Origin of the sequence: Actinomyces sp. 594, assembly GCF_019325145.1 — a bacterium.
Classification (GTDB): domain Bacteria; phylum Actinomycetota; class Actinomycetes; order Actinomycetales; family Actinomycetaceae; genus Actinomyces.
Genome location: NZ_PIZC01000045.1, coordinates 1 through 21,043, shown reverse-complemented (window position 1 = coordinate 21,043; position 21,043 = coordinate 1). Strand labels below are relative to the sequence as shown.

20 protein-coding genes and 2 tRNA genes are annotated in these 21,043 nt (G+C 70.3%); 11 read left to right on the top strand and 11 right to left on the bottom strand.

All coding sequences use genetic code 11. From position 1 onward, the window contains the following. Positions 1-178: 178 nt before the first annotated feature. The 3 genes from GZ998_RS07245 to GZ998_RS07235 form a co-directional block, all read right to left on the bottom strand. Positions 179-1,702, bottom strand: coding sequence for a sodium:alanine symporter family protein (locus tag GZ998_RS07245; protein ID WP_219109462.1), 1,524 nt, complete (start codon positions 1,700-1,702; stop codon positions 179-181). Positions 1,703-1,705: 3 nt separating this feature from the next. Next, positions 1,706-3,211, bottom strand: coding sequence for a sodium:alanine symporter family protein (locus tag GZ998_RS07240; RefSeq protein ID WP_219109505.1), 1,506 nt, complete (start codon positions 3,209-3,211; stop codon positions 1,706-1,708). A gap of 68 nt (positions 3,212-3,279) precedes the next feature. Beyond that, positions 3,280-4,740: a sodium:alanine symporter family protein gene (locus tag GZ998_RS07235; RefSeq protein WP_219109461.1), complete on the bottom strand. Its 1,461-nt coding sequence runs from the start codon at positions 4,738-4,740 to the stop codon at positions 3,280-3,282. Between the two features lie 185 nt (positions 4,741-4,925). On the opposite strand from GZ998_RS07235, the gene GZ998_RS07230 reads away from it, so the two are divergent. Next, positions 4,926-7,616 (top strand): RNA helicase, encoded by a 2,691-nt coding sequence (locus tag GZ998_RS07230; protein WP_219109460.1) that lies wholly within the window; start codon positions 4,926-4,928, stop codon positions 7,614-7,616. A 20-nt stretch (positions 7,617-7,636) separates the two neighbouring features. Here the strand turns inward: GZ998_RS07230 and GZ998_RS07225 are convergent, their stop codons facing one another. Beyond that, on the bottom strand, positions 7,637-8,020 hold the full coding sequence (locus GZ998_RS07225) for a YccF domain-containing protein (RefSeq protein WP_162678651.1): 384 nt from the start codon (positions 8,018-8,020) through the stop codon (positions 7,637-7,639). A gap of 109 nt (positions 8,021-8,129) precedes the next feature. Beyond that, positions 8,130-9,050, bottom strand: a complete 921-nt coding sequence (locus GZ998_RS07220) for a RimK family alpha-L-glutamate ligase (protein WP_161924484.1) — start codon at positions 9,048-9,050, stop codon at positions 8,130-8,132. Between the two features lie 69 nt (positions 9,051-9,119). Here GZ998_RS07220 and pip point away from each other — a divergent pair, with 69 nt between their 5' ends. The 4 genes from pip (at position 9,120) to GZ998_RS07200 (ending at position 11,645) form a co-directional block, all read left to right on the top strand. After that, on the top strand, positions 9,120-10,157 hold the full coding sequence (gene pip / locus GZ998_RS07215; protein WP_219109459.1) for a prolyl aminopeptidase: 1,038 nt from the start codon (positions 9,120-9,122) through the stop codon (positions 10,155-10,157). Positions 10,158-10,261: 104 nt separating this feature from the next. Beyond that, positions 10,262-10,338: transfer RNA gene (locus tag GZ998_RS07210), tRNA-Lys, on the top strand. A 363-nt stretch (positions 10,339-10,701) separates the two neighbouring features. Then, a complete protein-coding gene (locus GZ998_RS07205; protein ID WP_202616179.1) occupies positions 10,702-10,869 on the top strand; it encodes a hypothetical protein in 168 nt (55 codons plus the stop codon). Positions 10,870-11,165: 296 nt separating this feature from the next. Beyond that, on the top strand, positions 11,166-11,645 hold the full coding sequence (locus tag GZ998_RS07200) for a peroxiredoxin (protein ID WP_161924487.1): 480 nt from the start codon (positions 11,166-11,168) through the stop codon (positions 11,643-11,645). A gap of 18 nt (positions 11,646-11,663) precedes the next feature. Here GZ998_RS07200 and GZ998_RS07195 read toward each other — a convergent pair whose 3' ends face one another. Beyond that, positions 11,664-12,785: a Gfo/Idh/MocA family protein gene (locus tag GZ998_RS07195; RefSeq protein ID WP_162678649.1), complete on the bottom strand. Its 1,122-nt coding sequence runs from the start codon at positions 12,783-12,785 to the stop codon at positions 11,664-11,666. Between the two features lie 217 nt (positions 12,786-13,002). Between GZ998_RS07195 and GZ998_RS07190 the strand changes: the two genes are divergently transcribed. The 5 genes from GZ998_RS07190 (at position 13,003) to GZ998_RS13385 (ending at position 16,021) form a co-directional block, all read left to right on the top strand. Continuing rightward, a tRNA-Leu gene (locus tag GZ998_RS07190) sits at positions 13,003-13,087 on the top strand. A 116-nt stretch (positions 13,088-13,203) separates the two neighbouring features. Then, positions 13,204-14,037 (top strand): ribonuclease PH, encoded by an 834-nt coding sequence (gene rph, locus GZ998_RS07185; RefSeq protein WP_219109458.1) that lies wholly within the window; start codon positions 13,204-13,206, stop codon positions 14,035-14,037. 2 nt (positions 14,038-14,039) lie between these two features. Further along, positions 14,040-14,750: an RdgB/HAM1 family non-canonical purine NTP pyrophosphatase gene (gene rdgB, locus GZ998_RS07180; RefSeq protein ID WP_162678647.1), complete on the top strand. Its 711-nt coding sequence runs from the start codon at positions 14,040-14,042 to the stop codon at positions 14,748-14,750. Between the two features lie 514 nt (positions 14,751-15,264). Then, positions 15,265-15,711, top strand: a complete 447-nt coding sequence (locus GZ998_RS13390; RefSeq protein ID WP_202616180.1) for a hypothetical protein — start codon at positions 15,265-15,267, stop codon at positions 15,709-15,711. Further along, a complete protein-coding gene (locus tag GZ998_RS13385) occupies positions 15,704-16,021 on the top strand; it encodes a transcriptional regulator (protein ID WP_203233908.1) in 318 nt (105 codons plus the stop codon). The genes GZ998_RS13390 and GZ998_RS13385 overlap by 8 nt, the downstream gene beginning before the upstream one ends. 75 nt (positions 16,022-16,096) lie before the next feature. Here the strand turns inward: GZ998_RS13385 and GZ998_RS07165 are convergent, their stop codons facing one another. The 5 genes from GZ998_RS07165 to clpS all read right to left on the bottom strand — a co-directional run bounded on the left by GZ998_RS07165 (position 16,097) and on the right by clpS (position 19,467). Continuing rightward, a complete protein-coding gene (locus GZ998_RS07165) occupies positions 16,097-16,579 on the bottom strand; it encodes a DUF3054 domain-containing protein (protein WP_308807181.1) in 483 nt (160 codons plus the stop codon). A 111-nt stretch (positions 16,580-16,690) separates the two neighbouring features. After that, the gene (locus tag GZ998_RS07160) at positions 16,691-17,491 is read right to left on the bottom strand and encodes an MBL fold metallo-hydrolase (protein ID WP_219109457.1); all 801 of its coding nucleotides are present in this window, start codon (positions 17,489-17,491) and stop codon (positions 16,691-16,693) included. Then, positions 17,488-18,351 (bottom strand): glutamate racemase, encoded by an 864-nt coding sequence (gene murI / locus GZ998_RS07155; protein WP_219109503.1) that lies wholly within the window; start codon positions 18,349-18,351, stop codon positions 17,488-17,490. Before murI ends, GZ998_RS07160 begins: the two co-directional genes overlap by 4 nt. A 31-nt stretch (positions 18,352-18,382) precedes the next feature. Continuing rightward, positions 18,383-19,105, bottom strand: a complete 723-nt coding sequence (locus tag GZ998_RS07150; RefSeq protein ID WP_219109456.1) for a DUF2017 family protein — start codon at positions 19,103-19,105, stop codon at positions 18,383-18,385. Next, positions 19,105-19,467: an ATP-dependent Clp protease adapter ClpS gene (gene clpS, locus GZ998_RS07145; protein ID WP_219109455.1), complete on the bottom strand. Its 363-nt coding sequence runs from the start codon at positions 19,465-19,467 to the stop codon at positions 19,105-19,107. The genes GZ998_RS07150 and clpS overlap by 1 nt, the downstream gene beginning before the upstream one ends. Before the next feature lie 75 nt (positions 19,468-19,542). Between clpS and GZ998_RS07140 the strand changes: the two genes are divergently transcribed. Beyond that, positions 19,543-20,937, top strand: a complete 1,395-nt coding sequence (locus GZ998_RS07140) for a nicotinate phosphoribosyltransferase (protein ID WP_219109454.1) — start codon at positions 19,543-19,545, stop codon at positions 20,935-20,937. Positions 20,938-21,043: the final 106 nt, after the last annotated feature.

Below are 21,043 nucleotides of genomic sequence, written 5' to 3'. Positions count from 1 at the left end.
TCAGTTGCATCCGTCCCGGCACCGCAGGCGCCGAAGCCTGGGCTGAGACGGTAGCGCAACACACTGTATTGACTTCAGCGCGTCACGTGCCCGCAATGTATGCGATCTCATATGCCACCCGGGCCCAGGAGGGCCGCCGCGAGAAGCCGTGGTACAGCGTCCGCCGCGTCCCGCGGAATCAGTATCCCCAGCCTCCGCGAGTCGCTTGTCCCGGCGCGGAGGGCGTGTAGGCGCCGGAGGCATCCCAGACGTCTCCGGGCAGCGCGTGGGGCAAATACGGGTTGCCGACCGCCGAGAAGCTGATCTCCGCGTGTGTCTGCGTCCCCGCGAGTACGCGGGCGCGCTGCGCCTCCCAGTCGCGCAGCACACCGACCACCCACGGCGTCAGCACCACCAGGGCGATCAGGTTCAGCACGGCCCCGATACCCAGGAGCACATCGGCCGCGGTCCAGACGGTGCTCAGGGCCGCCGCTCCCCCGATGCCGGTGCAGGCCACGGCGGCAGCCCGCAGCGTGGTCGTGGCCCAGGGGGCCCGGGTCAGGTAGTCCAGGCACACCTCGGCATATGAGAACGCGCCCAGGATGGTGGAGTATGCCAGTACGAGCACCAGCAGCGTCATCGGCCAGCTGGTCCACTGCCCCAGCGTGGCCCCGATCGCCGTCTGGGTCAGGGTTCCGGACACGTCTGGATCCTCCAGCCCGGTGACGCCGGGAGTGTAGACGGCACCGTCGGTGCGGCCGGCGATGAGGATGGCCAGGGCCGTTGCGGTGCAGACGAAAAGCGTGTCCACCAGTACGCCGAAGACCTGTACGAAGCCCTGCTGAGCCGGGTGCGCCACGGTGGCCGACCCGGCGGCGCAGGCGGCCCCGCCCAGGCCGGCCTCATTGGAGAACAGTCCCCGGCGCACGCCGTTGAGCAGCGCCGCGGTGATGCCGCCGGCAACCCCGGCCAGGCCCGCACGCAGGTTGAAGGCCGCGGCGAAGATGTCACCGATGGCCGCTACGGCCTGCAGCGGGTGGGTGACGATGATGACCAGTACCAGCGCCAGGTACACCGACGCCATCACGGGTGCGAGCCACTCGGTTACGCGCACCACCGAGCGCAGGCCGCCGAGCAGCACCGGGGCGACTAGCACGGTGACGATCACCGCCCCCTGCCAGGGCGTCACGTCGGCGGAGGCACCCAGGGCGGCGGTCATCGCATTGGCCTGCACCATGGGCATCGCCAGGCCGTTGGCCACCATGAAGACGACGGCGAACATGCCTCCCAGGACGGGCAGGCGCATGCCGCGGGCCATGTAGTAGGCGGGACCGCCCCGGTAGGTGCCGTCTCCGCGGCCCACCTTGAACAGTTGTCCCATGGTCGCCTCGGCGAATGCGGTGGCGGTGCCCAGCAGCGCGACCACCCACATCCAGAACACGGCGCCCGGCCCGCCCAGGACCAGGGCGAGGGCAACGCCGACGATGTTGCCGGTACCCACCCGGCAGGCCAGCCCCACGGCGAAGGCCTGGAAGGAGGAGATACCGCCGCGCGCCCCGGAGCGGGAGGAGGCCACCGAGCGAATCATGGAGCCGAGGTGGCGCAGCTGCAGACCGCGAGTGCAGATGGTGAACCACACGCCTGCGCCCAGGAGCAGCCAGATCAGAATCGTGCCGAACAGTAGGTTGGAGACGCTGGTCAGGAATGCGTTGAGGGTACTCATAGTTCAGTTCCCCAGGTGGTCGGGTGCTGCGGGTGCCGCATCTTCGGGGTCGAGGCTATGGGCGAGTGCGGGGTCGGTGTCCAGCTCCCATACACCCGGCATCGTGTCCCCCGGCATCAGCGGGTTGCCATGGCCGACGAACACGGGTATGGCGCCGACGCCGCGCTGGGCCTCCCAGTCACGCAGGGCGCCGCGCACCCATGGGAACAGCCGGACGATCACCACCAGATTGATAACGCCCATCAGCCCCAGCGCAATATCCGTAAGCGCCCACACGATCGGCAGCGTCAGCACGGTGCCGGCGAAGGCGGCGGCGGTGAGCAGGATGCCGAAGGCCTGCTCGGCGCGCTGCTCGCCGCCCAGGAAGTTGACGTTGACCTGCGAGTAGGAGTAGCAGCCGAGCACGGTTGAGAAGACCAGCACGAAGATCAGGACGACGATCGGCCAGGTGGTCCACTGCCCCAGGTGCTCGGCTACGGCCTGCTGGGTGAGGACGGCACCGACCAGTCCCTCGTTGCCGGGCTGGTAGGTGTCGGTGGCCAGCAGGATCAGCAGGCCGGTGGCGGTGCACACCAGGCCGGTGTCCACGAATACGCCGAAGGACTGGATCAGGCCCTGGCGGACTGGGTGGGTGGTGGTGGCGGTGCCGGCGGCGTTGGGGACGGTGCCCAGGCCCGCCTCGTTGGAGAACAGGCCGCGGCGCACGCCGTTGAGGACGGCCGCGAGCATGCCGCCGGCGGTGCCGAACAGGGCCTGGTCCCGGCCGAAGGCGCCGCGGAAGATCTCGCAGAAGACGGTGGGGATCTCACCGAGGTTCATGAGGATGACAACGAGGGTGACCAGCACGTAAGCCAGGGCCATCAGGGGTGCGACGACCTCGGTGACGCGGGCCACGGACTTCAGCCCACCGAGCACCACCGGGCCGGTCAGCAGCACCAGGGCCACACCGACCATCCAGGGTTCAACCGTGGGCACGGTGGCGTTGACGACGCCGGCCAGGGAGTTGGTCTGCACCATCACCACCGTTACGCCGACGCTGACGATGCACATGACGGCGAAGATGGCGCCCCAGGTCTTGGAGCCGAGCCCGTTCTTGATGTAGTAGGCGGGGCCGCCGCGGAAGGTGAAGTCGCGGCCGCGCTCCTTGAAGATCTGGGCCAGGGTGGACTCGGTGAAGCTGGTGGCCATGCCGATCAGGGCCACCACCCACATCCAGAACAGGGCGCCGGGGCCGCCGGCCACGACGGCCAGCGCCACCCCGGCGATATTGCCGATGCCGACGCGGGCGGCCAGGCCAACGGCGAAGGCCTGGAAGGAGGAGATGCCGCCCTGGGCGCCGGAGCGGGAGGAGGCCACCGCCCGCAGCATGGAGCCGAAGTGGCGCAGCTGCACGGTGCGGGTGCGGATGGTGACGTAGATGCCGACGGCGATCAGCAGGGCAGCCAGGAAGTAAGTGTAGAAGATGTCGTCGACCTGATTGAGGGTGTTCTCCAGGTTCGCGAGGCTCATGGCGGGTTGAGGCATCGGGGCTCCTTGCGGGTGGGGCTCTAGGGGGCGGGCTGGGAGGCAGTAGGCGGTCAGTTCCAGACGTCGCCGGGCACGTCGGCGGGCAGGTGGGGGTTGTCGTGTCCAACGAAGACGGGCTCTTCAACCCCGGCGCGGCGCTGGCTCTCCCAGTCACGCAGGGCACCCACACCCCACTTGGACAGCGCGATGAGGGCGACGAGGTTGGTGACGGTCATGACGGCCATGGCGATGTCGACGGCGTTCCACACGACGTCGAGCGACAGCACAGCGCCGGCGGTGGCGGAGACGACGGAGACCACGCGTACCGTCCAGGTGGCCCAGGTCTTGCCACCGGTCAGGAAGGACATGTTGGTGTCGGAGTAGACGTAGGCGGCGATGATCGAGGAGTAGGCGAGCACGAAGATCAGGACGGCGATGGGCAGGATGGTCCAGCCGCCGAGCTCGTGGGAGACGGCCATGATGGTCAGGGTGGAGGGGTTGGCGCCGTCGGCGCCCCAGACCTCGGGGCCGGCGATGAGGATGACGAAGGCGGTGGCGGTGCACACCACGATCGTGTCGATGAACACGCCCAGGGACTGAATCAGGCCCTGCTGCACCGGGTGGGCGACGGTGGCGGTGGCGGCCGCGTTGGGGGCGGTGCCCTGGCCGGCCTCGTTGGAGAACAGGCCGCGCTTGGTGCCGTTGACGACGGCGGCGAGGATGCCGCCGCCCAGGCCGCCGACCAGCGGCTGGGGGGCGAAGGCGGAGGAGATGATCAGGCCGAGCACCTCCACGAAGCGGCCCAGGTGCATCAGGCAGATGATGAACACCAGGACGATGTAGATACCGGCCATGATCGGGGCCATCCACTCGGTCACGCGGGCGACGGTGCGGATGCCACCGAAGATGACCATGGCGGTGAATACGAAGATCAGGGCGGCGATGACCAGCTGGGCGGCGGACAGACCACCGAAGCCCTCGATGGCGGCGCCGTCGTCGCCAATGGCGCCCAGGAGCGTGCCGGCCACCGCGTTGGACTGCACGGAGGTGATGATGAAGCCGCAGGTGACCAGGGTGATGACGGCGTAGACGCCGGCCAGCACCGGGCTGCCCACGCCGGCGCGCATGTAGTAGGCGGGACCGCCGCGGAAGGAGCCGTCGTCGGTACGGACCTTGAAGATCTGGGCGAGGGTGGCCTCGAAGAATGCGGTAGCCATGCCCACCAGGGCCACCACCCACATCCAGAACACGGCACCGGGACCGCCCATGAGCAGGGCGGCGGCCACCCCGAAGATGTTGCCCACCCCCACGCGGGCAGCCAGGGAGATGGCGAAGGCCTGGAAGGAGGAGATGCCGCCGTGAGCGCCGGTGCGCGAGGAGGTCACCGCCCGGAACATGTCCCGCAGGTGGCGCACCTGGACGCCGCGGGTGCGGATGGTCAGGAACAGCCCGGTGCCGACCAGCACCCACATGGTGATGTGCGCGGTGATCCAGTCGGCGATCGAAAGCAGGCTGTCGGCGAGAGCTTCCATGAACTAGCGGCCTTCCACGTGGGGATACGGGAACGCGCGGCATCATCGCACAATCCCCGCACCGGCCCGACAACCGTCCGCATGTTCATACGCGTTGCCACTTCTCGGGGCTCCGGACCACTCCGCTTCCCCGGGTGGCTCAGCACCGCCGCGGTGTTCAACGCGCATGTGAAACGATGGGCGCCATGCCCGCCACCTCCGCGCCCGCGCTCAACGTCATGCTCGACGCCCTCATCCCCGCCGACGACCCGGAGCGCGTCCCGGAGCCGGAGGAGGTTTATGTGGCCTTCGCCGAGTGGGCCGAGTCCACCGGGCGACCGCTGTACCCGCACCAGGACGAGGCCCTGAGCCAGATCCTGTCCGGTCGGCACGTCATTGCCGCCACTCCCACCGGCTCGGGCAAGTCCATGATCGCCCTGGCCGCGCACACCGCCTCCCTGGCGCGCGGCGGCCGCTCCTACTACACGGCCCCGCTCAAGGCGCTGGTCAGTGAGAAGTTCTTCGAGCTGGTGGGCCTGTTCGGGGCGGACAACGTCGGCATGGTCACCGGCGACACCTCCATCAACGCGGCCGCCCCCATCATCTGCTGCACGGCGGAGATCCTGGCCAACCAGTCGCTGCGGGAGGGCGAGGCGCTGGACGTGGACACGGTGGTGATGGACGAGTTCCACTACTACGCCGACCCGCAGCGCGGCTGGGCCTGGCAGGTGCCGCTGCTGGAGCTGCCGCAGGCGCAGATGGTGCTGCTATCGGCCACGCTGGGGGACGTGTCCTTCTTCGTGCGGGACCTGCGTGAGCGCACGGGCCGGGAGGTCGCCGTCGTCGACGACGCCGTGCGGCCGGTACCGCTGGAGTGGGAGTACGCGATCGAGCCGATCGGTGATCTGCTGCAGCGGCTGGTGGAGCAGGACAAGGCGCCCGTTTACGTGGTGCACTTCTCCCAGAAGGAGGCGGTGGAGCGGGCCTCCGCGCTGCTGAGCGTGGACCTGGGCGCCAAGAAGCGTAAGGATGAGTTGGCGGCGGCGATCGGCGACTTCCGCTTCGGGACCGGCTTCGGGCGCACCCTGTCACGGCTGCTGCGCTCGGGCATCGGCGTGCACCACGCCGGCATGCTGCCCCGCTACCGTCGGCTGGTGGAGCGCCTCGCCCGCACCGGACTGCTCTCGGTCATCTGCGGCACCGACACCCTGGGGGTGGGCATCAACGTGCCCATCCGCTCGGTGGTGCTGACCAGCCTGGTCAAGTTCGACGGCGCCAAGGAGCGGCACCTGACGGCGCGGGAGTTCCACCAGATCGCCGGGCGCGCGGGCAGGGCCGGCTTCGACACCCGCGGCTACGTGATCGTGCAGGCGCCCGAGCACGTCATCGAGAATGCGCGCGCCCTGGCCAAGGCGGGCGACGACCCGCGCAAGCGCCGCCGGATCGTGCGCAAGCAGGCGCCCGAGGGGCGCGTCAACTGGACGGACAAGACCTTCGAGCGGCTGCGCGACGCCGCCCCGGAGACGCTGACCAGCCAGTTCCAGGTCACCACCACCATGGTGCTGAACCTGATGGAGCGCGACGGCGACCCGGTGCGGGCCATGGCGCAGCTGCTGGAGCGCGTGCACGAGCCGGAAGCGGCCCGGCGCAGGCACGTGCGCCGGGCGATCGAAATCTACCTGTCCCTGCGTACCGCCGGCGTGCTGGAGCACGTCTCCTCCGCTCAGGCTGCCGCGGACGGCCGCCCGCGACTGCGCCTGGCCGTGGACCTGCCCGATGAGTTCGCCCTGAACCAGCCGCTGGCCCCGTTCGCCCTGGCGGCCATGGACCTGTTGAACCTGGAGGACCCCGAGCACACGCTCGACGTGGTCTCCGTGGTGGAGGCGACCCTGGACGATCCGCGTCCACTGCTGTACGCCCAGCAGCGGCAGGCCCGAGGCGAGGCGGTCGCTGCCATGAAGGCCGAGGGCATGGACTACGACGAGCGCATGGCGGCCCTGGAGGACATCACCTGGCCGCAGCCGCTGGCGGACCTGCTGGCTCCGGCGCTGGAGATGTACAAGCAGTCCAACCCGTGGGCGGCGGAGTACGAGCTCAGCCCGAAGTGCGTGGTGCGGGACATGGTGGAGAGCGCCATGACCTTCTCCGACCTGATCTCCCGGTACGACCTGGGGCGCAGCGAGGGCGTGGTGCTGCGCTACCTGACCGACGCCTACCGGGCGCTGCGGCAGGTGGTGCCCGAAGAGCACCGCACCGAGGAGGTGGAGCAGCTGACCGACTGGCTGGGCGACCTGGTGCGCGCCGTGGACTCCTCCCTGCTGGACGAGTGGGAGGCGCTGGGTGCCGCCCAGTCCGGCAATGCACAGGAGGGTGCGGCGCTGCTACAGCCGGATCGCGCCGATCAGGCCGCGGGGACGGAACGGGCCTTCGGTGCCGACGCCGACGGCAAGCTGCCCTTCACCCGCAACCTGCACGCCTTCCGGGTGGCGGTACGTCGGGAGATGTTCCGCCGGGTGGAGCTCATGGCTCGCGACGACGTCGAGGGCCTGGGACGGCTGGACGCCGCCTCCGGTTGGGGCGAGGACCGCTGGGACGAGGCACTGGGACGCTACTGGGACGAGTACGACTGGATCAGCACGGACACCCCCGCCCGGGCCGTGGCGCTGGCACCACTGGATGAGGCGCCGGATGATGCGGCTCTGGCGGCGGCCGGGGTGTCGGAACGGCTGCGCGAGGCGCTGGCCGGCTCGGGGCGGCGCGTGTGGCTGGCCACCCAGATCCTGGAGGACTCGGCGGGCGACCACGACTGGCGGCTGACGGCCCTGGTGGACCTGGACGAATGCGACCGGGCCGAGGCCGCCGTCGTCCACCTGCTGCGTGTCGGCCCGCAGAGCTGAGAGGCGGCAATACCGGCGGCTCAGATGATGCCGCGGCCGGGCACGATCTGCTTGCCGAAGGGGAAGCAGGTCACCGGGATCATCTTCAGGTTGGCGACGGCCAGCGGAATGCCGACGATGGTGACCGCCTGCGCGGCCGCGGTGGTGATGTGGCCGATGGCGAGCCAGAGCCCGGCCGCCAGGAACCAGATCACATTGGACAGGCCGCTCATCACACCCGCCTGCGGCATTTCCACCACCTGCCGGCCGAAGGGCCACAGGGCGTAGGAGGCGATACGGAAGGAGGCGATGCCGGCGGGGATCGTCACAATCAGCAGGCAGGCGATGACCCCGAAGAACATGTACTCCAACCACAGCCAGAAGCCGCCGAAGACCACCCAGATGATGTTGAGCAGTGTGCGCATGGCTCCTGTCTACCCGACGCCCGCCGGGGCGGCCTCATCCTTGCGCAGGAGGAGCCCCTGATTCACCCCTGAGGGGAACCGCGTGCCCGCCGCACAAGTGGCCGCGGGTTCACCAGAAGACGCGTTGGGCAATGGCGTCGGCGAAGTTGTCCAGGGCGGCGGGGGCGGAGCCGAGGTAGAGGCCGGCGTCGATGAGGGAGACCTCCATCAGGTAGAACCCGCCCTGGCCGTCGCCGACGACGTCTACCCGGTTGAACAGCAGCTGCATGTCCCGGCCCGAGCGCTCCTTGATGATGGTGTGGATGGCCTTGCGGACCTTCTCACCCCACAGCCACTCCTGCTCGCTGGGCTCGCGGGCGGTGACAATCTCCTCGTGCACCTCATCCACCGAGCGGAACGAGGGGTGCAGCATGGGGGCCTTCTCCACCGCGTGGGACAGCACTCCGTTGAAGTAGACCAGGGACAGCTCCCCCTTGCGGTCGACCTCCTCCAGGTAGCGCTGCACCATGACGCTGCGGCCGCGACCGAGGTGGTGCATGGTGTCGTTGATGGCGTCGGCGCGGGACTTGGCGTCGGTGGCGGTGTAGCGGCCGGTGCCACGGCCGCCGGAGGAGATGGCGGGCTTGACCACGAAGTCGCCGTGCGCGGGGAAGCGGGTGTGCACCTGGTGCTTGGAGTAGCCGGCTGCCGGCTCCAGCCAGGTGGTGGGGATCATGGGGACGCCGAGCTCCGCCATGCGCGTCAGGTAGTGCTTGTCGGAGTTCCAGTCGACGACGTCGGCGTGGTTGATCAGCCGCTTAATCGAGTGCGCCCAGGCGAGGAAGTCGGCGTAGTTGCGGTTCTTGGCGTAATCGCGCACGGAGCGCAGCACCACCACGCCGGCGTTGTCCCAGTTCACGTCCGGGTCGTTCCACACCGCGATCCGGGGCTCGATGCCGCGCTCGCGCAGCGCGTCGGGCAGCCCGCGGTCGTCGTCATCGAGGTCCGCATAGTCGGCTGAGGTCGCAAGAGTCACGATCGGGGCGTTCACATGTCTACGGTACCGCCCGCCCACGGCCCGTGCGGCCCACTCGCGCCCACGATCCAGCACAATGCGCTCATGCATGAATCCACCCCCGGCCGGCGTCGCTCCTTCTACCCACCCATCGAGCCCTACGACTCGGGCATGCTCGACGTCGGTGATGGGCAAAGCATCTACTGGGAGGCCTGCGGCAACCCAGACGGGATCCCCGCGGTATTCGTGCACGGCGGCCCGGGCGGCGGCTGCTCCCCCGAGCACCGGCGCTGCTTCGACCCGGGGCGCTGCCGGATAATCCTGTTCGACCAGCGCGGCTGCGGCCGCTCCCTGCCGCACGCCTGGGAGCCCGAGGCGGACCTGAGCACCAACACCACCTGGCACCTGGTGGCGGACATGGAGCGACTGCGCGAGCACCTGGGCGTGGATGCCTGGCTGGTGTTCGGCGGGTCCTGGGGCTCCACGCTGGCACTGGCCTACGCCGAGCGACACCCGAGCCGCGTCCTGGCGCTGGTGCTACGCGGCATCTTCACGCTGCGCAAGCGCGAGCTGGACTGGTTCTACGAGGGCGCCGGCGCGGACATGATCTGGCCCGACGAATGGGAGGCGTACGTGGCGGCCGCCGGCGAGGGCGTCGCCCCGGGCGGTTTCATCGACCGCTACCACGAGTTGCTGACCAATCCGGACCCGGCGGTGCACGGCCCGGCCGCCCGCGCCTGGACCACTTGGGAGGCGGCCACCTCCACGCTGCTGCGCGACCAGGCCTACATCGACGAGGTGCAGGACCCGGCCTTCGCCATCACCTTCGCGCGCATCGAGAACCACTTCTTCCACCACCGCGGCTGGCTGGACGACGGACAGCTGATCGCCGACGCGCGCGTTTTGGCCGAGCACGGTATTCCGGGAGTCATTGTCCAGGGACGCTACGACGTCGTCTGCCCGATGGGCACGGCCTGGGCGCTGCACCGGGCCTGGCCCCAGGCGCAGCTGCACATCTCGCCGACGGCGGGACACTCCTTCGCCGAGCCGGAGACGCTGTCGGCGCTGATCACTGCCACCGACCGCTTCGCGGCGGCCCTCTCCCCCGTTGCCGGCGCGGCGCACCAGCCGGGCGAGCACTGAGACATCGCGCACACAATGGCATTTTCAGGCCTTCCGATTGGACGCCGGGGGCTTCGGCGCGTAGAGTCCTACTCGTCGCCAGGCGGAAGCGCCTGAACGGCCAGGCCTCCTTAGCTCAGTTGGTTAGAGCACCTGACTCTTAATCAGGGTGTCCAGGGTTCGAGTCCCTGAGGGGGTACCACGCGGAGCAGCACGTGGCTGCGGCACGGTACCGGATTCGGTGAGCACTGTTCCCGCCACCGCGGCGATCCGGCCGGGCATACAGACCAGTAATTGCCACGGGGGAATACCTCCCGCCGCATCTGTTGTTGCCCCTGCGTAGCCAGGCGGGACTAGTCACTTCCAGGTCTCGAAGTGAGCGGACACCGTGCGCTGTGTGCGCCGGCCCACCCTCCTGCCGGGCATGGCGAAGCCGTGGGGCGTTGCATAGACGCGCAGCCTCGGTGCGCCTGAGCAGACCCACAGCACCACGCCGGGTTGCAGGGAGCGCCTGCGCTCCGCCCGGCACAGAGGGGCCCACCTGGGCCATGAAGGGAAGGAAGACATGATGCACCTAGTCACCTCTAGCACCGGTCACGACGCCGCGGTGCGCGAGCTCGCCGCCGCCCGCGCCGAGCTGGAATCGCTGAGCGCCGCCAGCTCGCCCTCGCGCCTGGAGCGCGCGCTTGAGCGCGTACGCGCAGCGCAAGCCGCCCTCGCGCCCGCCGCCTGAGCGGGTCTCGCGCCGCCGTAATCGTCGGCGCCAAAACCGCGAAACCGGCACTACTTACGCACCCAAACCGGCACCAATCACGTGCCAAGACCGGCACTCGTGACACAGCCAGACCGGTCTAAACGACCGGCGGCGTTCGACTCGGCGCAAGGCCTCGGACGCCGTCGGATACGCCTTGAACACGCTTGGGCCGCCACCGCAAACACCGCGGTGGCGGCCCTCGTCATGCCCGCCGCGCCGGCGACGGACTACATTTGCGCAGTCACCACTAACTCCGCAGACAACAGGAGGACGCCGTGCCACAGCTTTCCGTAGGCGACACCGCCCCCGACTTCACTCTCCCCGACCAATCCGGCAGCCCGGTCTCCCTGGCAACCCTGCGCGCCGGCGCCGAACGCGGCGTCGTCGTCTACTTCTACCCCAGGGCCGGAACCGCCGGCTGCACCAAGGAGGCCTGCGACTTCCGCGACTCGTTGGACGGTTGGCGCAGCGCCGGCTACGCCGTCGTCGGCATCTCCCCTGACCCGCCCGCCGCACAGGCGCGCTTCGCCGAGAAGCAGTCCCTGCCCTTCCCGCTCCTTTCCGATCCCGAGCACACCGTCATGGAGGCCTGGGGCGCGTGGGGAGAGAAGAAGAACTACGGGCGCACCACCACCGGCCCGATCCGCTCCACCGTGGTGGTAGGCACCGACGGCGACGTCGCCCTGGCCCGCTACAACGTGCGCGCCACCGGCCACGTCGACCGCCTGCGCCGCGAACTCGGCCTGGACGCCTAAGCGCGCAGCGACCGGCGACTACTCCCCGGGGTAGGTCACGCCGAGCTGACGGCGCGCCTCATCCATGGTCTCCAGTACCGCGAGCGTCTCGCTCCACGGCATGGTCCCCGACTCGGTTCTGCCCGCCGCTATGCAGCGGGCGACCTCGGCGGCCTGGAACTGGAAGCCGCCGGGCACGGTGGCGTCCCACTCGAAGCGCGGCGCCCCGCGGCTCCCTCCCAGGACGATTTCCAGGCGCGTGGGCCGGTAGAACTGCGTCGGCAGCACCACCCGGCCGCGGGTGCCGACCACCTCGCCGCCGGTCTCGGAGGCGGCGGACATGCTTGAGGTCGCCACCGCCAGCGCGCGCGGGTAGGTCATGGAGACCGCCTCATCCAGGTCGACGCCGTCCGCGGACAGCCTCCCGGCAGCGCTCAACGACGTCGGCGCGCCCAGGAGCGAGTGCACGAAGCTGACCGAGTACACGCCCAGGTCAAGCAGGGCGCCGCCGGCCAGTTCGGGCCGGTTCAACCGCTCGACGTGTTCCAGGGACTGGAGGTGCTCGGCGCGCACGTAACGCAGCTCCCCCAGCGCGCCACTGCCAGCCAGTGCCCGCAGCAGCACCTGCCCGGGCAGGAAGCGCGTCCACATGGCCTCCATGACGAACAGCCCCGTAGCCCGGGCGGCGTCGAAGACCCGGCGCGCCTCGGCGGCATTGCGGGCAAATGACTTCTCCACCAGCACCGGCTTGCCCGCCTCCAGCGCCAGCAGCGCCTGCTCGCAGTGGAAGTTGTGCGGGGTCGCGACGTATACGGCGTCCACCTCCGGGTCACCGACGAGTGCCTCGTAGGAGCCGTGCGCGCGCACCGGCTGTCCCTTGCCGGCGTCGGGGTGGGCATCGATGAATGCCTGTGCGCGGGCCCGGTCGCGGCTGCCGACGGCGACGATCCGCCCCGAGGAGAAAGCAGGCACGTCGGTGGCGAAGGTGGAGGCGATGCCGCCCGCACCGAGGATTCCCCAGCGCAGGACGGGCGCGTCCTGCGGCTCGGGCACGGCGGCAGCCAGGTCGAAGGGGGCGTCGGCGTCGGCCAGCGCCTGAAGGACGGGATCGGGAATGGCGGGCAGTCGGTCGGTTGTGCGAGAGGAATTGTTTAGCGCCATACCAAAACTGTAGGTCGCGCCGCGTTCCAGCGCCACACCTCACCGCTGCCGCGTAGCAGTACCACCGGTCGTGGGAGCGGGGGCGGAGGTCGTCGGCGCCCCGGCGGGCCCACGTCCCACGCAGCCCCCGGCCACTGCTAGGCTGTGCCCGGCCGGCAACCGAACGCTCCGGCTGGCACCGCACGGTGCTGGCACGTTCGGCCAGGCGCGGCCGCGAGCGCGAGTGGCGGAATTGGTAGACGCCCCAGATTTAGGTTCTGGTGCCTTCGGGCGTGAGGGTTCGAGTCCCTTCTCGCGCACCACCGGGCGCTGCCGCCCGGGCGCGGCAGACCAGCCCAGTTACGGCGCCGCGCAATGCCACGTTCGCAACGGGACCCGCCGACTCAGGGGCCGCACGCATCCGGGTAACCTGATCCGCGTGACTGACACCAAGACCCGTAAGGACGGCCGCTCCCCCAGCGAGCTGCGCCCCGTCTCCATCACCCGCAACTGGCAGGTCAACGGCGAAGGCTCGGTCCTCGTCGAGTTCGGCCGCACGCGCGTGCTGTGCGTCGCCTCGTTCGTCGAGGGCGTGCCGCGCTGGCGCAAGGGCGGCGGCGAGGGCTGGGTGACGGCCGAGTACGCGATGCTGCCGCGCGCCGGCTCCGAGCGCTCCGGGCGTGAGTCCGTGCGCGGCAAGATCGGCGGCCGCACGCACGAGATCTCACGGCTGATCGGCCGCTCCCTGCGCGGCGTGGTGGACGTGGCCGCGCTGGGCGAGAACACGATCACCCTGGACTGCGACGTGCTGCAGGCCGACGGCGGCACCCGCACCGCCGCCGTCACCGGCGCCTACGTGGCGCTGGCCGACGCCGTCGCCTGGGGCACCCGCCGCGGCTACGTCAAGCCCCGCGCCGGCAAGCGGGTCATCGCCGACTCGGTGTCGGCGGTGTCCGTAGGGATTATCGACGGCCTCCCCTGCCTCGACCTGCCCTATGAGGAGGACGTGCGCGCCCAGACCGACATGAATGTGGTCCAGACCGGCGCCGGCGCCTTCATCGAGGTGCAGGGAACCGCTGAGCACGCCCCCTTCGACCGCGCCGAGCTCGGCACCCTGCTCGACCTGGCCACCAAGGGCAACGCCGAGCTGGCCGCACTGCAGGCCCGCGTGCTGGCCGGGCCCGACGATGTTCCCTTTACCGTCTCCACCTCCGACCAGGCCGTGCAGTCCTCCGCCGGGACCGGCCCGGCGGCCGACGTCGAGGAGGGCTGACGGTGGTAGCGCAGTCCGAGCAGCGCGGCGCCACGACGGCGTCGGCCGAAGTTGCGGTCACTGTGCCTGAAGGTGCCCGGCTGGTGCTGGCTAGCCACAATCCCGGCAAGTTGGCCGAGCTGCGCGCAATCCTGACACCGCTGGTGGACGGGCTTACGGCCGAGCAGATCATCTCCTCGGCCGGGCTCGGCGCCCCCGAGCCGGTGGAGGACGGGCTGACCTTCGCCGACAACGCCACCCTCAAGGCGCGCGCCCTGGCGCAGGCCACCGGGCTGCCGGCGGTTGCCGACGACTCCGGGCTGTGTGTGGACGTGCTGGGCGGCACGCCGGGCATCTTCTCGGCCCGCTGGTCGGGCCGCCACGGCGATGACGAGGGCAACCTGCGGCTGCTGCTGGGGCAGCTCGCCGACGTCGCCGACCCGCACCGCACGGCGCGCTTCACCTGTGCCGCGGTACTGGTGGTGCCGAGCCGGGACGGCGAGTCGGAATCAGTGACCGTGGTGGAGCGCTCCATGGTTGGGCGGCTGCTGCACGCGCCGGTTGGCGCCGGCGGCTTCGGCTACGACCCGATCTTCGTGCCGGTCCAGGAGGACGCCCCGGGCGGTTCCGGGCGGACGACGGCGCAGATGAGCTCGGCGGAGAAGAACGCCATCTCCCACCGCGGCCAGGCCCTGCGCGCTCTGGCCCCCGCCCTGCGGGACCTGCTCACCTAGCCCGCCGAGGTCGGTAGACGTTACGTGCCGAGATCGGTAGAAGATGCGCGCCAGTACACGAGCTTCAACCCGCTCTTCTAGTTTGTGGGTGTGGTGGTTGGTTCTGGTGTCGTGCGGCGCCGGACGGCTGTGACGCGCAGGCCATTAAGGGACGGCCTCAGGGTGCGGCGTCACGGGGAACGGCTCGCACAGTCGGCTGACGGTTCGCCAGGTACCACCTACGGCTCGGCATGAACGACGACGGTTCGTGCGCCCACCTCACAAACCGTCGCAGCGGGTAGCAGACCGCCTACCCGAACATGACGAACCGTCGCTCTCGATCCACCGTGGTTCATCGTGCTCACACCCCCACGTCGCGCCCGCCGGGACGCCGGGCCACGTCAGCACCGCCCAAGCGACCTCCACCAAACATCCACCACACCCCCAAACCGGACACGCCACTCCACCGACACCAACCCTTGCTTTCCGCTACGGAAAACCTCATACTTTCCACACAAGAAAGGAAGGTGTAGTCGTGTCCTCGTCCCCACCGTCATCCGTGTCCCCTAACGAGGCACGCAGCCGCCTACACGATGTCGCCGCCACCGAGCAGGAGGCCGCACAATGGCATCCCGCCACCTGGGCGGTCGCGCTGTTCGCAATTGCCTTCGGCAGCACGGTTGGTGCGCTACTAACCGAGCAGCACTGGGTGCTGCTCGGAGGTGTCGCCGCACTCGTGCTCATACATGTACTGCTGCGGAACCAGCTTCTCCGCCCCGGGGTCCGTACCCGAGACGACCTCATCGGCACCGATCGGCAGTGGTGGAGGCGAAACAGCTTATTCGTGTGGGCGCTGGTTGCGGGCGCCGTCTTACGGGGGCTATCCATACATCCGGTGCTCGCCGTCGTGTTCGCTCTGCTCGCTACGGTTCACGCCTGGTACTGCGTCGTCGTGGTCTGGCCGGAGGGCAGCCGTGCTTGACCCCGTCATCCACCCGATCAATCGTCTGCGGATCTGCGCAACGCTCAAGTCAGTCGGGGCCGTGAACGACGGCGCCCTAGTGTGGACCGGAACCGAGATGAAGTTCTCCGCGCTGCGTGACGCCGTTGGCCTGTCCGACGCCAGTCTGTCCAAGCAGCTCAAGGCACTGGAGGATGCGGACTACATCCGCCGCCACCGCGACTACGGTGTAATTCGGGCGATGGATGTGGTTTGGGTGTCGCTCACCCCGCGCGGCTTGAAGGCGTTCGAGGATCACGTCGCCGCACTGCGAGAGATCGCCGGCGATTGACACCGGTCACGTCAACCGACCTCAGCACGTAACAAGTGCCGGTCTCGGCGTGTTACAAGTGCCGGTCTCGGTGTGTTACAAGTGCCGGTCTCGGCGGGATTGGGCGTCAAGGCGCCGCTGCACGCCCTTGGGAACCAACGAGTCGTGCGCCTTGACGTAGCCGTACAGGCTGCGCCAGCCGCCGCAGAAGACCACCAGGAACGCGGCCAGCATCACCGCGAACGACACTGTTCCACCGGCTCCGGGGATAGCCCCCCACGCCCCGCCCCACGCGTAGAGGCCCGCCCACAGCGCCCAGGTCAGGCCGATTACCCAGGCGCCGTCGGGCCAGCCCACCTCCAGGTGGTCGTCGGGGCGACGCACCAGCCATGCGACCGCCCAGGCGACGACGACGGCGACCGCTCCGCGAACGAGCAGCCCGGGCACTTGGGCCAGGTCGTGTACCGAGGCGGCGGCGAAACAGGCGATCAGTGCGACCGAAATCGTGTCGGCCAGCAGCACCAGCCACCAGCGGGTGCGGCGCCCACGCGTCCAGGGACGATCCGGCCCGTCAGGCACCGGCGGCGTGTAGCTGATCGGGGCGGACCCGCGCCCGGCGTCTCGCTGGGGACCGGCCCCGGGACGCGTTTCCGGGGCGGCTCCCGACTGTGAAGACTCCTGCCGCACCGCTCAGATCTCCCAGGAGGCGCCGGGGGTGGCGCGGGCCAGTGGGCCGTCATACACAGCGGCGGCCTCACGCAGCGGATCATCCGGGTCCGTCCACGGCTGAATGTGGGTCAGCACCAGCCGGCCTGCGGGACGGCGCCCGCCCCGCCCCGAGGTACCCGCGGCAAGCTGTCCGGCCCGCCGACCGGTCAGGTGGATGCCGCGCACGGCGTCGCGCCCCTCTAGGAAGGCCGCCTCGGACAGCAGCAGGTCGACGCCGTCGGCCATCGCCTCGATGCCGTCGCACAAGTCCGTGTCGCCCGTGAAGGCCAGGCTGACGCGATCGCCGACTCGGCCGGGGCCCTCCACCCGGTAGCCGAAGGCATCCACCGGGTGCAGCGCCGGGAAGGGGGTGATAGTCAGCGGCCCGACCTGCAGGCTCTGACCCGCCGACGCCGTGCGGAAGGCGAATTCAGTCGCGTAGGTCTCCTGCTCCGAAGTGCCGTCGACGCCGTTGAGCCGGCTCCGCAGCTGCGCCGGCCCGAGCGTCAGCACCGGCGCAAGCCGTCCGGAGGGGTTCCAGCGCCGGAACACGTGCATACCCACCAGGTCCACCATGTGGTCGGCGTGGCAGTGGGAGATGACGATGGCGTCCAGTTCAGCCGGGTCCAGGTAGCGCAGCAGCTGCCCCATTGAGCCGGGGCCGAGGTCGAGCACGACCGACCAGGTGCGACCAGATGCGTCGTCGGCCTGCACCAGATAGGAGGAGGCCGCGGCCTCAGGACCTGACATGGATCCGGTACAGCCGATGATCGTGAGTCTCATGCGGGATCCTCGCTCGAATTGGGGACGGGGGCGGGGTCTGGTGACGGGGCGTCTGGTGACGGGGCGCCGGGGCCGATCTCGGCGTGGTGGACACGGCCGACCTCGGGCCCTAGGAAGCGGCGCGCCAACACGGAGAAGGAGGCGGGATCGCCGGTGGCGCGGAACTCGTGCCGGGGCGCCGGCGCGTCGGGGGCGCGTAGCAGGTTCCGGCGAGCGAGCTCGCGGTAGACGTCCTTGGCGGTCTCCTGACTGGAGGTCACCAAGGTGACGTCCTCCCCCATGACGTAGGAGATAGGGCCGGCCAGCAGCGGGTAGTGGGTGCACCCCAGGATGAGGGTGTCTACGCCCGCCCGCTTGACGGGGGCGAGGTACTCCTCGGCCGTGGCCATGACCTCCGGGCCGGTGGTGATACCGCGCTCGGCCAGCTCCACGAAGCGTGGGCACGCCTGGGAGAACAGGTGCACGCCGGGCACGGCGGCCAGCGCATCGGCATAGGCATTGGAGTCCACGGTGCCCTGGGTGGCGATCAGCCCGACTCGGCCGTTACGCGTGACGCGGGCGGCGGCGCGGGCGGCCGGGTGGATGACCTCCACGACGGGCACGCCCTTGCCGCGCGTGTAGCGGCTGCGGGCATCGTGCAGAACGGCGGCGGAAGCCGTGTTACAGGCGATCACCAGCATTTTCACGCCTGAGTCGACCAGCTCGTCCATGATGCTCAGGGCCAGGCGGCGCACCTCCTGCACCGGGCGCGGCCCGTACGGGGTATTGGCGGTGTCCCCGATGTACAGCACCTGCTCACCGGGAAGCTGGTCGATCACCGCGCGGGCCACGGTCAAGCCGCCGACGCCGGAGTCGAACATCCCGATGGCCGCATCATTCACAGCGCCGAGACTATGCGGCCCCATCCCCATTCAATAGCACGGCCACCAGTGATTCCTGCCACCAGGAAAGCATGTCGTAGGACAGCGCCATAGCCCGATTCCAGCGCTCCGTCTCCCCCTCGCCGACGGGGGCGTCTTCCCAGGCCGCGGCATGCACGCGCTCGCCCGCCTCGGGGGAATCGATTTGCAGGCGCTCGGCCAGTACCAGGCGGGCGTCGTTCAGGGCCCCCAGCCAGCGGCCCTCCTGGCCGGCGCGCACGAGCACTGCCCCACCGGCCCCGGTGGGCTCAAGCAGCTCCCATACCACTTCCTCAAGGCGAGAGCGCTTGTCCTCCCGCAGCCGGTCCCGGGTCAGGGAGGAGACCTCGACGGCGACCTCCGGGTCCTCTGAGGCGTCGGGCAGGAGCACGTCCAGCAGTGGAGCCAGGGTGGCGGGAACCCCTCCGGCGGTGCGCCCGCGGGAGGCATCGTCGGGCAGGGGATCGAAGTCGAGTGCGGCCAGCACGTCCCCGTCGCGCGGGGTCTCACCCGCCCGGACGCCGGTGGCGTGCGACTCGGGCCCCTCTGAAACCGGCCCGGATGGGGCCGCTTCCGCGGCACCGGCCCCGCCTGGTGCCGGGGTGTCCGCGGCGAGCAGGTCGGCGATCTGCTTGAACAGACCGGCCAGGTACTCCCGCTCCCAGGCCTCCAGCACGCTGGTCCAGCCCTGCGGGTCAGGGTGGAAGGCGTGCATCAGGCGCCTCCCGCGGCCGGGCCGCTTCCCCCGCCGACGGCTCCCTCGCCACCGGCGGGGAGCGGCTCGATGGTGGCGTGCAGACCGTAGGAGTGCATAGCAGTGGCGTCGACCTCCATGCGTTCACGGGCACCGCGGGATACGACGGCCCTGCCGGTGGTGTGCACCTCCAGCATGCGCAGGCGCGCCACCGGGATCGAGAGGCCGAAATACGTGTGGAACACCCAGGTGACGTAGTCCATCGTGTTAACGGGGTCGTCGTGGACCACGGTGCACCACAGCCGCCCGGGGGCGGTGCGGGCGTCCGCCAGCGCCTCCGCCCCCGGGGCGGGGGCGGCATGGACGGGTTCTGCGGACTGCATGCCTCCACCCTAGTCGCGGCGGCCTGTGAGGACGGGCTCGTTCCGCAGCCGGTCATCCTGCGATAAGTTTGTGTCATGACAGCCAATCTGCGGGATGTCCCCACCCCGGACGCACCCAGCACCGCCCTGCTTACCGACATGTACGAGCTGACCATGCTGCAGGCGGCCCTGCACGCCGGCGTCGCCGAGCGCACCAGCGTGTTCGAGCTGTTCGGCCGCAACCTGCCCGCCTCACGTCGCTTCGGAGTGGTCGCGGGCACGGGGCGGCTGCTGGACGCCATTGAGGCCTTCACCTTTACCGATGCGCAGATCGACTACCTGCACTCGGCCGGCATCGTCGACGACGCCACTCTCGACTACCTGCGCATGTACAAGTTCTCCGGGACGATCCGGGGATACGCGGAGGGCGAGTGCTACTTCTCCGGCTCCCCGCTGCTGACCGTGGAGGGAACCTTCGCCGAGGCCTGCATCCTGGAGACGCTGGCCCTTTCCATCTACAACTACGACTGCGCGGTGGCCGCAGCGGCCTCGCGCATGACCATCGCCGCCCATGGGCGCCCCTGCGTGGAGTTCGGCGCAAGGCGCGCGCACGAGCGCGCCGCGGTGGCGGCCGCCCGCGCCGCCGTCGTGGGCGGCTTCGTCGGCACCAGTGACCTGGAGGCGGCCATGCGCTACAGGATCCCGGCCGTGGGCACCTCTGCGCACTCGTTCACCCTGCTGCACGATACCGAGGAGGAGGCCTTCGCCTCCCAGGTGGCCAGCCTCGGCCCGGGCACCACCATCCTGGTGGACACCTACGACATCGAGCGCGGCGTGGCCCGCGCGGTTGCCGCCGCCCGGGCTGCCGGAGGCGAGCTGGGCGCGGTGCGCCTTGACTCCGGGGACCTGGTGGCAGAGGCCTTCAAGGTACGCGCCCAGCTGGACGGCCTGGGGGCGACGACGACGCGCATCACCGTCACCAGCGACCTGGACGAGTACGCGATCGCGGCCCTGGGCGCCGCGCCGGTGGATTCCTACGGCGTGGGCACCAAGCTGGTGACCGGCTCGGGGCGGCCCACGGCAGCCCTGGTGTACAAGCTGGTCGAGCGCGCCGGCAGTGACGGGCAGATGCAGGAGGTCGCCAAGTTCTCCGCCGGCGGCAAGTCGACGGTGGGAGGGCGCAAGTGGGCCGGGCGGGTACTCAACGCCGCAGGCTCGGCCACCGAGGAGCTGATCGTCTCGGCCCGCTCTGAGGCCTCCGGCCTGGCCGCCCTGGAGGCGGCCGGCGCGCGGCCGCTGCAAGTAGACCTGGTACGCGACGGCGTCATCGTGGAGGAGCACCGCGGTCCGGAGGCGCTGACGGCTGCGGCCGAACGCCACCAGGTGGCGCGTGCCGAGCTGCCCTATGAGGGCTGGCGCCTGAGCGAGGGCGACCCGGCGATCCCGACCCGCCACTTGGACATCGACGAGCGGCAGCCGCTGCGCGGCTGAGCCACTGCGGCAGCCCGGCCCGGCGGCGGGCGGCGTCAGCGGGACGGGTCGGCGTGGCGCGCCCAGCCGCGCCACGCGCGTCGGCCCCGACGCTCGCCGCCGCCAG

Coding starts and splice junctions, on each gene's coding strand:
- GZ998_RS07245 (WP_219109462.1), bottom strand. CDS start 1,702: ATGAGTACCCTCAACGCATTCCTGACCAGCGTCTCCAACCTACTGTTC.
- GZ998_RS07240 (WP_219109505.1), bottom strand. CDS start 3,211: ATGAGCCTCGCGAACCTGGAGAACACCCTCAATCAGGTCGACGACATC.
- GZ998_RS07235 (WP_219109461.1), bottom strand. CDS start 4,740: ATGGAAGCTCTCGCCGACAGCCTGCTTTCGATCGCCGACTGGATCACC.
- GZ998_RS07230 (WP_219109460.1), top strand. CDS start 4,926: ATGCCCGCCACCTCCGCGCCCGCGCTCAACGTCATGCTCGACGCCCTC.
- GZ998_RS07225 (WP_162678651.1), bottom strand. CDS start 8,020: ATGCGCACACTGCTCAACATCATCTGGGTGGTCTTCGGCGGCTTCTGG.
- pip (WP_219109459.1), top strand. CDS start 9,120: ATGCATGAATCCACCCCCGGCCGGCGTCGCTCCTTCTACCCACCCATC.
- GZ998_RS07205 (WP_202616179.1), top strand. CDS start 10,702: ATGATGCACCTAGTCACCTCTAGCACCGGTCACGACGCCGCGGTGCGC.
- GZ998_RS07195 (WP_162678649.1), bottom strand. CDS start 12,785: ATGGCGCTAAACAATTCCTCTCGCACAACCGACCGACTGCCCGCCATT.
- GZ998_RS07160 (WP_219109457.1), bottom strand. CDS start 17,491: ATGAGACTCACGATCATCGGCTGTACCGGATCCATGTCAGGTCCTGAG.
- murI (WP_219109503.1), bottom strand. CDS start 18,351: ATGTTCGACTCCGGCGTCGGCGGCTTGACCGTGGCCCGCGCGGTGATC.
- GZ998_RS07150 (WP_219109456.1), bottom strand. CDS start 19,105: ATGCACGCCTTCCACCCTGACCCGCAGGGCTGGACCAGCGTGCTGGAG.
- clpS (WP_219109455.1), bottom strand. CDS start 19,467: ATGCAGTCCGCAGAACCCGTCCATGCCGCCCCCGCCCCGGGGGCGGAG.
- GZ998_RS07140 (WP_219109454.1), top strand. CDS start 19,543: ATGACAGCCAATCTGCGGGATGTCCCCACCCCGGACGCACCCAGCACC.